This window comes from Prevotella vespertina, assembly GCF_009728485.1.
Classification (GTDB): Bacteria; Bacteroidota; Bacteroidia; order Bacteroidales; family Bacteroidaceae; genus Prevotella; species Prevotella vespertina.
Genome location: NZ_VVIQ01000014.1, coordinates 18,131 through 33,427, shown reverse-complemented (window position 1 = coordinate 33,427; position 15,297 = coordinate 18,131). Strand labels below are relative to the sequence as shown.

The following is a 15,297-nucleotide window of genomic DNA, read 5'->3' as shown; positions in this document are numbered from 1 at the left end:
ATGCGTAAAATCATATTAGGGTCTGTTCTTGTATGTTCGCTGCTCTCTTCATGTAATCTTGATATTGAGCCAGAGAATAGTATGACATACCGAAACTCTTTCAACACAGAGAAAGAGTTGAATGCAACAACAACCTCCATACAATATTATATCAACTCAACTATTGGCAGCAACTTCGTTTTGTCAATGGCTGGAGTTCTAGCTGATAATGTGCAGTCGAACACTCAGTTGCGTGAATGGAACCCTCGGACGGTTCTTTCAAACGACTATTCTTGGAAGGGATTGTACGATCTTATCTTTGAATCAAACCTATTGTTAGATAATATCTATCGTACAAAGGACCTCACAGAAGAGCGTGCAAACTATCACAAGGGACAAGCCGAATTTGCATTGGGACTGGCTTATTTCCTTCTTGCACAGCGTTATGGGGATGCCATTATAACAGAGAACTCTTCTGTTATTAAGGCTTATGACCAGTCTTCACAGGCTGATGTTCTCAACACAGCAATTATTCATGCGAAGAAAGCATTAGACCTTTTGCCAACATGGGATAAGTTAACTGATATCAACGGAGTGGCTATCACCGAGCGTCAGACAGCTTCAAAGGGTACTGCCGCAACTTTATTAGCACAGATTTATGCCTGGAGAGGAAGTATAACGGGGCTTTATCACCTCAATAACGATGCACAGGCTGACTATCAGAATGCCATCAAGTATGCTTCCGATGTCATAGCTGGCAAGGATGGTGTTTATCGCTTGTGTAGCACGCCAGAGGAGCTTTGTGAGTATCTTTCCAATGAGAAGAGTCCGAACCCAGAAGCCATCTTTAGCCTCTATTTCGATAAGACTCGTTCAGAGAATGTAGCCTCTCCTAATGAGATAGCACGTAACTTTGTTAGTTGGCCAGTGAGGGGTGATCAGACCTTAGCCGACCTACCATCAGAGACGCCATGTCAGCTTTATAAGTCTACAGTTGAGGCTCTCTTTCCTGATGCAACAGACAAGCGTTTGCACGCATTCTTCTATGAATGGGATACAAGCCATGAGGTTGATGGACAGGAATATGCTGTTATGTACAAGTTCCGTAAAGCCATTATGGATCCTGACCAGTTCTCGCCAAGTGGTTACAGCTACCGTACCATTGATGCAGACTACGTCTATTGGCGTTTGGCAGACTTATATCTCTTACGTGCAGAATGCTATCAGAAGTTAGGTGATGAGGCACATGCTATTGCCGACCTGAATGTTATTCGTGCTCGTGCGGGTGCTCTTCTCTATCCTTCAACCTATGATACAGAAGGCTTGAAGAAGGCTATCTTCCTTGAGAGAGAAAAAGAGTTTATTGGTGAGAATGATGCTCGTTATGCCGATATCATACGCAATGGTTATGTCAAAGAAGAGCTCAATGGTAAGTTCAAACTATTGACCAATCAAGACATTCAAGGTGGTGCTCTCTTCTTGCCATTACCTGCTGATTCATGGCAAGATAAGGATGGTCACATCATAAACAACAGGTTGAGACAGAAACCTTATTGGCAGGCTTATAAGTAAATAGGTTCTATTACGAACCCTAAAAAGGTTGAATAATGAAAAAGATAATTTATATTGTGGTACTCTGCTTGACGTTAGGAATGATGTCAAGCTGTACCGACTACAATTTTGATGATACTGGTCTTGCTAATGGTAAGCATGAGACTACCATGTGGGACTACTTTAAAACCGATACTTACAACTGGAGTTTGTTATGCGAAATGGCAGAACGGGCACAGCTTGTAGGGCTCTTCCAGGGTACAAGTCAGTATGGTAAGGACTTCACCTTCTTTGGTCCAACGTCTAATAGTATTCGTCGTTACCTCTATAAGAATGGTATGACAAGCGTATCAGAGATGCCTGTTAGTGATTGTAAGAAGTTTATATTGAATTGCGTCTTACCACACAAACGCATAATGCTCGACGACTTTAAGACTGGTACTAAGTCTTCTGACCCCTCTAGCCCAATAGGTAAAGGTGGTGAAACATTCACTATGGCATCAGGTGAGAAACTATGGATTTATACCTTCCGTGAGTCTTACGATGGTGTACCAAACGCTGGTCCATTACAGATCTATTTGGTTTCTCGCACCACAACAAAGACCACTCGCGTTGCTTCTTGTAATATAGAAACCCAAACCGGAGTGGTTCATTCACTTGAATATAACTTTAGTTTAACAGACTTTTAAGGTATGAGAAGAATAAAAAATAGTATAGCGTTAGTATGTCTAACCTTACTGGCTGTAGGCTTTATGGCATCATGCAGCAAGATGAAAGTGGGTTATCTCCGTACTGCGGGGGCATCTTTTGCACCAGACTTCATCAATGTTTTTCATAATATAGACACTACTTCTACTCGTTATCTAGAGCAGGAACCCTTCGTCTCAACGAGTATTCAGGGTGTTGCAGGTACTAATCCCGTTAACTTCGAGCTAGCCAGTGTGAAGGCAGATACGCCTGAAGCGGCTCAACTCTTTATGAAGTTATACAAAGAGGGAGAGATTTCTGTTGTGGGCGGAAAGGTCATTGTCTCTTTAAAAGCAACTCAACAGTTGACCAACGGGAATTATCATCTCACCTTGAAGGTCTATAACGAGGATCACGAAGCATTGTTAGAAAACATCTTCACAGTCGTTGTGACGGATGATGAGTTAGCTGTCAATTAATCGTAGACATATAATTGTATAGTTTTAAAATACCATAGATTATGAGAATAAAAAGATATTTCTTAGTGCTAGTAGCACTGATTGCTTTCACCCTGCAAAGTTTTGCGCAGGAGGGTACAACGGGTATTCAGTTCTTTCAAGGAACCTTCAATGAAGCTCTTGTAAAGGCAAAGCAAGAGAATAAAGTGCTCTTTGTCGACTTTTATGCAGTGTGGTGTGTACCTTGTAAGAAGATGGCGAAGACTGTATTCACACAAGAGGAAGTGGGTAAGTTCTTCAATGAACACTTCGTTAGCATACAGCTAGATGCAGAGAAGGGAGACAATGTTAACATCGCAAAAAGCTATAAGGTTGTTGCTTACCCAACGGTTGCTTTCATCTCACCTGATGGGAAAGCTATATCGGTGAATACGGGTGCAATGAACAAAGATGAGCTATTGGATGCAGCGAAGATAGCCGCTGGTCAGAGTATGAGCTTTGAAGCTCTTTATGAGAAATATAAGGCTGATAACAATGATCTCGACGTCCAACAGCAACTCCTTCTCAAAGCTCCTTCCTTCTTACAAGCGCAAGAAGGAATGGAAGCCGACAAGTGGGTCACCCGTTTGCAGAAGTTGTATAAGAACTACATCACCGCTAAAGCACCTTTAAAACTTATCAATGAGAATGATTACAAGATTATTCTTGCACTTGAGGGAGACGATGATAAGGAACACAAGCAATACATAGTTGATCTCATCAATGACCATCTTGACGATTGGACAAAAGCGGTTGGTAAGGCTCCTGCCTACTATATCGTTGAGGCGAATGATGGCTTTGCTGAAGACTTAGCAAAGGATGGTAATGCCAAGTACAAGGACTATGTTGAGAACGTAAAAGGCAAGTATGCAAAGGCTTACAGTGTAATTGGTCTAACTGAAATCACGCCTTATGAGAAGACAAAACTCTATAATGATGCCCTCTTCAACCTATATAAGAACAAGGATGTTGATGGTTATATTAAGGCTATGCAGACTTACTTTGACAAGATGAAGGGCAATGTTCAAGCTGCTGACTATGGTAAGGCTGCCCAGAATCTATACATGGCTGCAGGCAAGGTGTTGAAACCTAAGCACCATGAAGTAGCTATTCAGTGGTCAGAGAAAGCCCTCGAAAAGGAGAATGCAGTTATGGATCGCGTCAATTACATGGTAATGATTGGCGACTCATATCGTGAGTTGAAGAACTATGCGAAGGCTCGCGAGTATTACAACCAAGCCTTTGCTGAGACCCTCACACTACAGAATATGGAGATGCCACAAGCAATGTTGCAAAGTGCAATTAAGCATAAGCTCTCTACCCTCGAACTACTTGAAAAATAAGAATGTATATGTTTAGAAACATCATAAAGAACCTCACGAGTGTGCCAATGTGCCTACTCGTGAGTTTTCTGTTTTTACTCTCTTCGCCTGCACATGCGCAGATGAAGGGCTTGAGGAAAGGCTCTTTACCGAATGGGCTTACCTATTATATATATAATGACGGGTCGGCAAGTGGCGATGCTCAATATTATCTTTATCAAAACGTGGGAGCCATCATGGAGAATAAAGATGAGATGGGTTTGGCACACGTCTTGGAGCATTTAGCCTTCAACACAACCGATCATTTCCCTACTGGAGTGATGTCTTTTCTCCGCAAGAATAACCTCAATGACTTCGAAGCCTTTACGGGTGTTGATGATACGAGATATGCTATTCACAACGTACCAAGTACTAACGACGAACTCAATGACAAGGTATTGTGGATTCTTCGTGACTGGTGCCATGGCATTAAAATCACGCCACAAGATGTGGAGAAGGAGCGTGGCATCATCCTTGAAGAGTGGCGACATCGTGCTGGCGTGAACCGCCGTTTGACCGATGCCATTGCTCCTGTTGTTTATAACCAGTCGGGTTATGCAACGCACAATGTTATTGGTTCGATTGATTTCTTACAGTCTTTTCAACAGAAGCAGGTAAAGGCTTTCTATGATAAGTGGTATCGTCCTAACCTCCAATTCATAGCTGTTATAGGCGATGTCGACCTTGATAAGACAGAAGCAAAGATTCAGTCGATCTTCAAAACATTACCGAATAAGCTCGCACCAGCCGTTGATACGCAGGTTCGGAACATCCCCGTAAATGACAAGCCACTCTATCTTCGATTCATCGACCCCGAGAATAAGAGTGCATCCTTTGGTCTTTACCAACGCTATGAGACGCCAGGTAATATCCAAGAAGAGGCTCGCACCCGTCAATTCATCTTCACTAAGTTCTTCAATACACTTGCTCCTAAGCGGTTTGCAATGCTGAAGAATGCGGATAAAGAGAAGTTTATTGCTGCCGATTTGAGCCTTTCTCCATTGGTGAGAGACTATTCTCAAATGGCATGGGACATGGTTCCGTATCAGGGGGAGGCACAAGCTGCTTTGCAGCAGTTGCTTGCCGTGCGTGCTAACCTTCGTGACAAGGGCTTTACCGAGGCGGAGTTTAATGCCGAGAAAGAGGCGATGTACAACGGAATGAAGGATGTCTTGGAGGCAAAGGGACTAGGAACTCCTGATAATGCCCTAATGCTCTTCCGCCAAAACTACCTCTATGGTATTCCTGTGAAAGACTTCCGTTCACAGATTAGTCGCAACCTTGAGACCTTAGTAGAGCTTGAGGTGAGCGACATCAATGCGTGGTTGAAGACCTTACTCGATGATAAGAACCTTGCTTTCGTTACTTATTCAAAGTCGAAGGAAGAGATGAATATCACCGAAGACGAGTTTAATACTGCTCTAAAGAATGCCTCTTCCAACAACGATTTGGCGCAGGCTGCTAACGTGAAACCTATCACGAACCTCATTGATTATAATCTCGTTCCAGGGAAGATAACCAGTGAGACGACATTAAAGAAGCTCCAATCGAAGGTGTGGAAACTAAGTAATGGCGCACGAGTCATCTATAAGTATGTACCTGAAGCAAAGGGTCGCTTCTTCTTTGCAGGCTCTTCCATCGGTGGCAAATCGGTTGTTCCTGCAACAGAGCTAGCCAACTATACGGCTATGCGCTCGCTCTTGATGCAGTCGGGAGTATATAACTATAACCGCAATCAACTTGCCCAATGGCTACAAGGGAAAGACCTGAATCTATCCCTATCACTCGAGGATTACAGTGACGGAATAGGTGGTTCTGCAGCTGTTGCAAACGCTGATGACTTCTTCGGATACCTCCATCTCGTTCTGTCGAAACAGAACTTTTCAAAGGCAGCATTCGATAAGTACATCCAACGCAGTGTTTATCTCTATGACAACCGACCATTGAGTGGTATGGAGGCAGTGCAGGATTCTATCCGTCAGTTGCTCTATCCAGTGAGCGCATTGAACCCTCGTCAGGATGAAAAGTTCTTCCATTCAATGCAATATGACCAACTCGCAGAGCAGTTCCAAAAGCATTTAGGCGATGCATCAGGCTTCACTTATTGTCTGATGGGCGATATTCCAGAGGCGAAAGCAAGGGAGTTAATCACACGATATATCGCTTCGCTCAAGGGTTCTGGTAAGCCAGCAGTAACGTCAGTGACGCCACTTGACTTTGCAGCGAGTGCCCCTGTCATCAAGCATACCTTTGAGACTGAGACCGACGGAGGCATGGCTGAGATTGAAATTTCATACTCCAATAAGCAGAAACTAACCGATCGTGAGCAGGCAGCATTAGAGGTGTTGCGTGCGTTGTTGGAGCGTCGTTACTTCGATGTGTTGCGTGAGAAGGAACATCTCACTTATACGATTGGTGTGCAAAGTACTTATAATTCGCAGCCAGAAGCAAGTGAGAACCTAAGTATCCACCTCTCTACTGCAGCGGAGCATATCGATCGTGTCCTCACGTTAGTATATCAGTTTATTGAGGATGTGAAGGCTGGTCGCATTAGTGCTGACGATTTCAAGGCAGCGATGGTACCATTAGCTGTACAAGAGGAAGATGCTAATGCACAGCAGAACACAGCTGATCCTTCATTGTGGATGGGACTTCTGAATGTCTATGCAGAGACTGGTGAGGAGTTGTCACCATCAGATAGCTCTAGTTCAGAACCTATCTTCAAGACCCTTACAGCACAAGATATTGCACAGGTTGCAACGAAGATTCTCACACAAGCTAAGCAACGTGAAATCATCGTCAAGCCCGTTGTTCATGAGGGAAAGCGCACGTTTAAGTAGGGAGGTAAAGCCTCACTCTCTGCCAACTACAGCCTCTCCCCCGTCCCCTCTCCGAATGGAATAACCCCACCCAGCCTCCCCCAAGGGGAGGAGTGCCTAACGGGAGCCAGTTAGGGGAGGCTTACTTAAATTCAAAGAGGGCGTCTCTTCGATGTGAAGAGACGCCCTTTTCATTGCAAGGAAACGCCCTCTTCAAATCGAGAAGGGCGTTTCTTTCATTCTACTAAAAAGCCTCCCCAAGCCCCTCCGATGGAGGGGATGTGTTCCCTAAAAGCCTATCTTTGCATCAAAGGAACGCCCTCTTAGTATTAAGAGAGCCTTTTCCTAGATAGCTCCCGTTAGGCACTCCTCCCCTTGGGGGAGGCTGGGAGGGGTTATTCCATTCGGAGAGGGGATGGGGGTGAGGCTGTAGTTGGGACGGGGGTTAGGCTGTCGTTGGGGCGAAGGTGAGGCTCTCTCCTCCTTTTAGAGAGTCTTTATTGAATTGTAAGAAAGCACCCTGTCCATGCTACACAATCCAACAATTATTCGTAAATTTGCACTGAATAATGAAATTGTTTAGCATCCTCTATGGCGGAGAAAATTAGAATCAAGGATATTGCAAAACGTGCTGGTGTGAGTGTGGGTACGGTAGACCGCGTTCTTCATAAGCGTCCGAACGTGTCGAAATCGGCTCTTGAGCGAGTTGAGAAAGCCCTGAAAGAGATGGATTACCAGCCTAATATGTATGCTAGCGCACTGGCTCATAACAAGAGCTATACCTTTTATTGTCTTATTCCAAAGCATGCCAGCGAGGCTTATTGGGACGAGATTGAGATGGGCGCAATGAAGGCTGTCGAGCGAAGAAGAGACTTTTATATCGACTTGGAAATTATGTATTATAGTCGACTGAACCCTCAGTCGTTTGTCGATACCTACCAGAAATGCTTGAAGAAGAACCCTGATGGAGTTATTCTCGTGCCTACCACGCTTGAGCGAACACGCCCGTTTACTGACGAGTTACACGAGCGTAACATCCCTTTTGTGCTGCTTGATTCTTATATGCCGAGCCTTCAGCCACTTGCTTTCTTCGGTCAGGACTCTATTCAGAGTGGGCACTTTGCTGCTCGAATGCTTATGCTTTTGGCACGAAATGAGCGTTCTATTATGCTGATGAAACAAACGATTGACGGCAAGATGGCAAGTAGACAGCAGGAGAACAGAGAGGTTGGTTTCCGCAACTACATGGCTAAGCACTTCCCAGAAGTTGATATTCTCGACGTGAATCTACCGCTTGACGAAGAGAGGAAACGCTATGATGGTATCTTAGAGAAGTTCTTTACAGCCCATCCAGAGGTGCATCATTGCCTTGCAGTGAACTCGAAAGCGCACATCGTAGGCGAGTTCTTACTCAAAACTAAGCGTCACGACGTACAGATCATGGGCTATGATATTGTGCATAAGAATGCTGAATGCCTCAGAGCAGGGAGCATCTCCTTCCTCATCGCACAGCATGCTTACCAGCAAGGGTTCTTTAGTATCGACACACTCTTCCGTGCCATCGTATTGAAGAAGAAGGTTGAACAAACGAACTACATGCCTATTGACCTCCTTACAAAGGAGAACATCGACTTCTATCTGCGCTCTTGGGACCTGTAAGGGAGAGCTTTTTGTTAAATTAAAAACAGAATGATTAATCATAAAAAAGGACTTCTTGCACTCAGTCCACTACTTGTCTTCATCCTACTTTATCTAGTCACTTCGATTGTATCAGGCGACTTCTATAAGGTACCAATTACTGTTGCCTTTATGGTGGCAAGCATCTTTGCTATCATAATGTCGGGTGGCTTTCCTCTTAATAAGCGTATCGAGATATACAGCAAAGGTGCAAGTACGGATAACATGATGATGATGTTGTGGATATTTGTACTAGCGGGAGCATTCGCAAATGCCGCTAAACAGATGGGAAGTATCGATGCCACGGTGAACATGACACTGTCAGTTCTACCGAGCAACATGCTCCTTGCAGGCTTATTCCTTGCCTCTTGCTTCATCTCAATAAGCATTGGTACGAGTGTGGGAACCATCGTTGCGCTTACACCAATTGCTGCTGGCGTAGCGAGTTCGACGGGTTCTTCAATGCCATTTGTCGTTGCTGTGGTCGTTGGAGGCTCTTTCTTCGGTGATAACTTGTCGTTTATCAGTGATACAACAGTCGTTGCCACGCGTACACAAGAGTGTAAGATGGCTGATAAGTTCCGTGTTAATTTCTTCATCGTAGCCCCTGCTGCCTTCCTTATCCTTGCTGCTTATGTCTTTATGGGATGGGATGTTCACACGCTATCAGCCCCACCTTCGGTTAGTTATTATCGAATAATACCTTACATGGCAGTGCTTATCTGTGCCGTATTGGGTATGAATGTGATGGCGGTACTGACCATTGGTTTGATCTTAACAGGCGTTATTGGCATAGCAGATGGCACCTACGACATCTATGGATGGTTCTCTAGTATGGGTAACGGAATCACTGGTATGGGCGAGTTAATCATCATTACGATGATGGCAGGCGGTTTGCTCGAGATGATAAGGGCTAATGGTGGCATTGACTACATCATTAGTATCATCACACGGCACGTTAGTAGCAAGCGAGGAGCAGAACTCACGATAGCCTTCTTGGTGTCTCTTGTTGATATCTGTACGGCAAATAACACCGTTGCCATCCTCACTGTGGGAGGCATATCGAAGCAGATTGGTGATAAGTATGGGGTGGATAAGCGCAAAGCAGCAAGTATCCTCGACACCTTCTCATGCTGTGTTCAGGGCTTGATACCCTATGGTGCGCAGCTCTTAATGGCTGCTGGACTGGCAAAGATAAACCCTGTGAGCATTGTGCCTTACCTCTATTACCCCTTCTTGATAGGTGTGTTTGCTTTGCTATCTATCTTCTTCCGTTATCCAAGGAGGTATTCTTAATGTTAATATTATTCGCTTATTATGGACGTCATACAGCGTAACTTCTTTCGTATTCTAAGCTCTGGTGCCTTCGGAACCCAGTCGAGTATTGAGCCGATGTCGCCTTTCAAATGGTGCAGACTCATGCAGATGGTGGAGGCACAAAAGGTTACTTCCATCTTTGTTAATGGTATTGCTGCCCACAGCATGGATGAGGGTCTGAACCTCCCTGACGCTATCATTGCCGAACTGAGGACCAAGATGGGGGATAACAAGGCGTTAACAGCAAAAGTCCCGAAGTCTGTTCGCCTTAGTAACTCTCTATTAAATAGGCGATTGAAGAAGCTCATCCACGACGAACTGCATAGTATAGACACCTCCGTTGAGGCTTTGGATATATTGAAACTCATCGTCTCTAACTCTGAAACAATGCTCAATCGGGGGATGAATCTAGGTGGGATTATCACCATCGGACAGTACTTGAGGGTGCGAGGAGACAAGGTGGACTTTGTGAAACTAGACTCTTGGTTGGCTAACCTACAGCTTCAGTCGATGGCAGAACTGCAAGGGAACATCCTTATATCAGTCTTTGGTTTTGAGGAAGAGGAGCTCCCTTTCGTTAATAAAATTGATAAGAAAGCCTATGAACTGACGCTTCGTAGTGTTTCCGACTTGGCTAAAGACACAGCACAAGAGTGGCATTTCAAACAGAACTCGGCTGGTTTCGTACAGAATAATGGGGCTGTCTTGCGTCGTAACCTGCGTCGCAGTGTGCGTTATGTGGGCTATGCTCCTGTGGAGACGGTTAGTAATTTCTTCAGCAACTTCGTACGTAGTCTGTCGGAGATAGAGGAGTAGTGGAAGCAAGGAAACGCCTTTTTTGAAATAAAGAGAGCCTCCCTTCACAGCAAGGAGAGGCTCTTCTTCATGCAAGGAAACGCCCTTCTCAAATGGAGAAGAGCGTTTCCTTGTTTTTTATCCTGCTGTTCCAACTAACAAGGTATTACCTTGTTCCAATCCGTTCGCACCTCTTCTAACGAACTCCCGTAGGTAGATTCCTTTCTTCGGGAGGGTTATTCATTGCCTTTAATGATTCCTCTCAACCAGAAATACAGCTCTTCTTGTAGTCGGAAGAGCAGCCAGGAGCGGCGAAGGGGACAATAGCCAAACTTGCGGCGAAGGCTGGGGCGGACAAGAGAAAGGTTGATTGTTGCCCACACATGGTGCATGATGTCCAGTCCACGACGGCGGTCGGATGGGGAGAGCGAACGGCGATGACGATAGTAAAAGAAGTAGAGTCCCACGAGATTCAACCATCGTTTCGTTTCATAAAAGGCAATTATTTCATCGGAAACACGCAACGATAAGAGTTGTTGATGTAGACGTTCATTAGCTAAAAGGAAGTCGAATCGCTGTCCATTCACTTGATGAGTAACGGAACTACTACGCTGTCGGTAGAAGTAAGTACCACTACAAAGTGCCACCTTCCGAGACCTTAGGTAATGAATATGTGTTACATTCTCATCCGTGTAAGTCTTCTGTGTTTCATCGTAAGGAAAGGCTTGATGGATTGTGTTGCGAATGGCATATACACCATGAATCTGCCATGTCAAACTCTCTTTAAAAGCCTCCTCTCCCGACAAAGTATCGAAAGGTTGCATTTGAAAATCTTGCTCTTTCCCATCTTCATAATGCAGAACTAGATGGAAAAGAACCGTGTCTATATCAGCCGTGAACGCCTTATAGACTTTCTCAAGGGCATTATCAGCAAACCAATCGTCACTATCCAAAAAGCAAACATACTCTCCCGTGGCTTGCGCAAGAGCCACATTTCGGGCATGCGCCAAGCCCCTATTCTCCTTTAAGAAGGTGGGTTTGATTCGTGCGTCACGCTCGGCATACGCTCGGAGTATGGCGGGTGAGCTATCAGAAGAGCCATCGTCAACACAAAGCACTTCGATGTCTCGCACGCTCTGACGCATTAATGAGTCGAGACACTGGCGTAAATAAGGTGCTGTGTTATACACGGCTACAATCACACTAACCTTTATCATGGCGTATAAACTTATCTTTTATCTTATTACGAAGGCTGTTCCACTGCTGGTCGGTCTTACTCCTTAACACCCGAACGGATGCTATCGCACTCACGAGGCATAGCCCACTTGCCACGCACCAACGCCATTGCCAGAGTTCAGAACGTACGCAGAAGAAGGTGAGAATACCCAATGTAAACTGGAAAGCAGCGAGTTTCACGACATCAGCCGATAGTCGGTAACGATACTTGCGAGCCATATAAACATAGACAATGAGCAAGTGGAGCGTACCAGCGAGGGCTATTCCGATACCTGCACCAGTAATTCCCCACTTGTTGAAACACGTGAGGAGCAATGCTACTAACAATAGATCGTAAGTCGATTCGAGGATGAGATAGGCACGAGAAGCGCCCTTTGCCAAACTAATATACTCCATCGGCAAGCGCACGGCACGCACATACATAGCCAAGACGAGCACTTGTGCCATGCCAAGCGCAGGCAGGAATCGCCCTGAATAGAGCACTTCAAGGAGCTGCGGAAGCAACAGAAGGAAGAGAGCAAGCAGTGGGGAAACGAGCAAAAGGGTCACTTCAATCTGGCGATTGACGGTCTGACGGAAAGTAAACGACAGCTGATTGACCCCCGAGAGACGTGGGAAATAATCGGTTTCCATGGCAGAGAAGATCATTCCAGCATATACCATTGTCATCATATAAGCGGCATTATAGAAGCCGACAGTCGCTGTATTGGCTACGTTGTTGAGGTAACTTCGGATGATGAAGTCGGCTCCTGAGCCCAATACACCAGCCAGTACGAACGCCACACCGAGCCGAATCATTCCAAAGCCAGCACTCAAATCGGAACGTGAAAAGGATAGTTTGAACGGATAGAGACGCCAAGAAGCACTGAGGGTGAGCACCACTTGCACCACAGCAGCAAGCAGTAAAGAGGGAACGATGGCACGCTCTCCGAAGAAGTAATATAATGGGATGGTGAGCAAGGAAGTGCCGAGAACGTTATAAACGGATAGTTCTGCCAGTTGTCGGAGGCGTCGGACGGCTTTCAAAATAGCCATTTCACCATTCGTGATAGCCGTCAATGCGATGATAGGAGAGAGTAGGATGAAATCGAAAGTATAACCATTCCACGAAAAGGAATAGTGACTCAACAACGGACTCAAGGCTATGCAGACCACCATTCCGAGCACAGCTGTAAGCAAACTCCACGACCGCACGATGCGAATATCAGCCTGTAAACGTTCGTCCTCACCATTGTCATAATCGCTGGAGAGGTTTCGCACGGCACTTATCGCTATGCCGAAGTTGGTGGAATCACTAACTAATCGAATCGAAGAGTTGAATAATGAGATAAGACCAACACCTTGTGGACCTAACAACAAAGCCACGATTTTGTTGCGAATAACGCCTATCAGCACATTAAGTCCTTGTACACCACCAAACAAGCTGATATACTTCAAGACATGGAGATAACCATCGGTATTAGTGCTTTTTTTCATCTTCTATATGAACGGAAACCATTCTTTTTTATTATATTTGCACCAAATAATATTACATGTTACTGTCTATTATCATTCCAATCTATCGTGTTGAAGACACCATCCAACGCTGTTTGGAGAGTGTGCTCATGCAGTTGGACGATAGGATGGAACTGATTATCATTGATGATGGAAGCCCCGATGATTCGGCAAAGATAGCCTCAAGAATGATTCAAGGACGGGCGAATTGCACGCTTATTCATCAATCGAATCAAGGTTTATCGGCGGCTCGCAACACGGGACTGGAGCATGCGCAAGGGGAGTATGTGACCTTCATTGACTCGGATGACTTTATCCAAGAGGGTACGATTGAGGCGTTACTTGCAGTGCTGGATATGCACCCAGAATATGACATACTGGAGTATCCTGTGGTGCAACATCACGGCAATAAGCAATGCGAGAAGTTGCTTACTTTCTCTGAAAAGGCGTTCACCTCGGCTCGAGACTATTGGCTTGGTGGGGGCTACCTGCATACTTACGCATGTAATAAATACTATCGTCGACGGCTCTTCGAGGGCGTTCGCTATCCTGTTGGAAAGGTGTTTGAAGATGCTTACACATTGCCTTTCTTACTCGCAAAAGCGAGTGTGATAGGGACGACGGGACGGGGTCTTTATTATTACACAGATAATCCTCAAGGCATTACGGCACGTGCTGGAGGACAAGAGCTAACCCATCTTTTGGAGGCTCACTTGCGTCATCTCGCACAATGGGGAACGTTGACAGCAGCTTATTATGAGTCACTTTTGAACATTCAAATGGATGTTTATGAGGCAACGAAGGCTGCTCCTGTGCTCCCAGTACTCCCTTATAAGGGTACAACGAAACTATTGATTCTTCATTTAATAGGGCTTAAACGCTTATGTCAACTCAATCAATTTATACACAAAATGGGCTTACGAAACCGTTAGTTAGCTTCATCGTGACCTATCACAATGAGCCTCTTGAGATGCTTCGAGAGTGTATCAACAGTATTCTTGCGCTCTCGCTCGCTGAGACGGAACGCCAGATTATTGTCGTAGATGATGGTTCTGACCGCTCACCCATCGCTGAACTCATGGAGTTGTCATCGACTATCTATTATCTAAGACAGGACAATCAAGGGTTGAGTCAGGCTCGAAATAGAGGCATAACATTGGCTGAAGGCGACTTTATTCAGTTCGTTGATGCTGACGACTATCTGCTTACTAGCCCTTACGAGCAGTGCCTTGACATCGTAAGATACAAGGATGCAGACATGGTGATGTTCTTTCCTTCGGACAAGCCAACGGCTAATCCAAGTCCAGACTGGACTGGTCCGGTGAGCGGAACGGACTATATGACGCATAACAACATACACGCCAGTGCCTGGGGATACCTCTTCCGCCGTTGCTGTCTACATGAGTTACGATTCCCAAAGGGCTTTGTGCATGAGGATGAAGAGTTCACTCCGCAGCTCATGTTACGCATTGAAAAACTTTACGTAAGCAACAACAAGGCTTATTACTATCGTCAACACGAGGGTTCCATCACCCATTCTCGGGACTTGAAGAGCAAGTTGAAGCGTCTATCAGACTTCGAGAAGATCATCAACCGACTGAAGGATAAGGTGGAGTACTTGCCTGTTAAGGATCGAATAGCTATGGAGCGACGCATTGCGCAACTAACGATGGACTATCTATATAATGTTATTCGCCTCACTCATGACGCTGGTCACTTGGAGAAAGTATTGTTACGACTGACCGACCAAGGGCTCTTCCCATTGCCAGAAAAGGACTACACGCGTAACTATAAACTGTTCCGAAGACTCATCAACACCGCTTGGGGACGTAAGATCTTGCTGTTGGCTTTGACGCTGAAGAGATAGTTTTTACTGGTAAAAAA

General features: G+C 45.2%; 12 protein-coding genes. 10 read left to right on the top strand and 2 right to left on the bottom strand.

From position 1 onward, the window contains the following. From F0475_RS10595 to F0475_RS10560, 8 genes are all read left to right on the top strand, one after another. The gene (locus F0475_RS10595; protein WP_155716612.1) at positions 1 to 1,551 is read left to right on the top strand and encodes a RagB/SusD family nutrient uptake outer membrane protein; all 1,551 of its coding nucleotides are present in this window, start codon (positions 1 to 3) and stop codon (positions 1,549 to 1,551) included. 35 nt (positions 1,552 to 1,586) lie between these two features. After that, positions 1,587 to 2,219, top strand: a complete 633-nt coding sequence (locus F0475_RS10590; protein ID WP_155716611.1) for a fasciclin — start codon at positions 1,587 to 1,589, stop codon at positions 2,217 to 2,219. Positions 2,220 to 2,222: 3 nt separating this feature from the next. Further along, a complete protein-coding gene (locus F0475_RS10585; protein ID WP_155716610.1) occupies positions 2,223 to 2,696 on the top strand; it encodes a hypothetical protein in 474 nt (157 codons plus the stop codon). Between the two features lie 41 nt (positions 2,697 to 2,737). Further along, positions 2,738 to 4,057, top strand: a complete 1,320-nt coding sequence (locus F0475_RS10580; protein WP_155716609.1) for a thioredoxin family protein — start codon at positions 2,738 to 2,740, stop codon at positions 4,055 to 4,057. Between the two features lie 8 nt (positions 4,058 to 4,065). Then, a complete protein-coding gene (locus F0475_RS10575) occupies positions 4,066 to 6,915 on the top strand; it encodes a M16 family metallopeptidase (protein ID WP_155716608.1) in 2,850 nt (949 codons plus the stop codon). Between the two features lie 570 nt (positions 6,916 to 7,485). Continuing rightward, on the top strand, positions 7,486 to 8,553 hold the full coding sequence (locus tag F0475_RS10570) for a LacI family DNA-binding transcriptional regulator (protein WP_155716607.1): 1,068 nt from the start codon (positions 7,486 to 7,488) through the stop codon (positions 8,551 to 8,553). Positions 8,554 to 8,583: 30 nt separating this feature from the next. After that, on the top strand, positions 8,584 to 9,867 hold the full coding sequence (locus tag F0475_RS10565) for a Na+/H+ antiporter NhaC family protein (RefSeq protein WP_009435584.1): 1,284 nt from the start codon (positions 8,584 to 8,586) through the stop codon (positions 9,865 to 9,867). Between the two features lie 21 nt (positions 9,868 to 9,888). Beyond that, positions 9,889 to 10,704, top strand: a complete 816-nt coding sequence (locus F0475_RS10560) for a hypothetical protein (RefSeq protein ID WP_155716606.1) — start codon at positions 9,889 to 9,891, stop codon at positions 10,702 to 10,704. A gap of 215 nt (positions 10,705 to 10,919) precedes the next feature. Here the strand turns inward: F0475_RS10560 and F0475_RS10555 are convergent, their stop codons facing one another. Further along, positions 10,920 to 11,900, bottom strand: coding sequence for a glycosyltransferase family 2 protein (locus F0475_RS10555; protein ID WP_155716605.1), 981 nt, complete (start codon positions 11,898 to 11,900; stop codon positions 10,920 to 10,922). After that, complete coding sequence (locus F0475_RS10550) at positions 11,887 to 13,395, bottom strand: oligosaccharide flippase family protein (protein WP_155716604.1); 1,509 nt, start codon at positions 13,393 to 13,395, stop codon at positions 11,887 to 11,889. The genes F0475_RS10555 and F0475_RS10550 overlap by 14 nt, the downstream gene beginning before the upstream one ends. Before the next feature lie 56 nt (positions 13,396 to 13,451). Between F0475_RS10550 and F0475_RS10545 the strand changes: the two genes are divergently transcribed. Together F0475_RS10545 and F0475_RS10540 are read left to right on the top strand one after the other, a co-directional pair. Next, positions 13,452 to 14,345, top strand: a complete 894-nt coding sequence (locus tag F0475_RS10545; protein ID WP_155716603.1) for a glycosyltransferase family 2 protein — start codon at positions 13,452 to 13,454, stop codon at positions 14,343 to 14,345. After that, complete coding sequence (locus F0475_RS10540; protein ID WP_155716602.1) at positions 14,297 to 15,280, top strand: glycosyltransferase family 2 protein; 984 nt, start codon at positions 14,297 to 14,299, stop codon at positions 15,278 to 15,280. The genes F0475_RS10545 and F0475_RS10540 overlap by 49 nt, the downstream gene beginning before the upstream one ends. Positions 15,281 to 15,297: the final 17 nt, after the last annotated feature.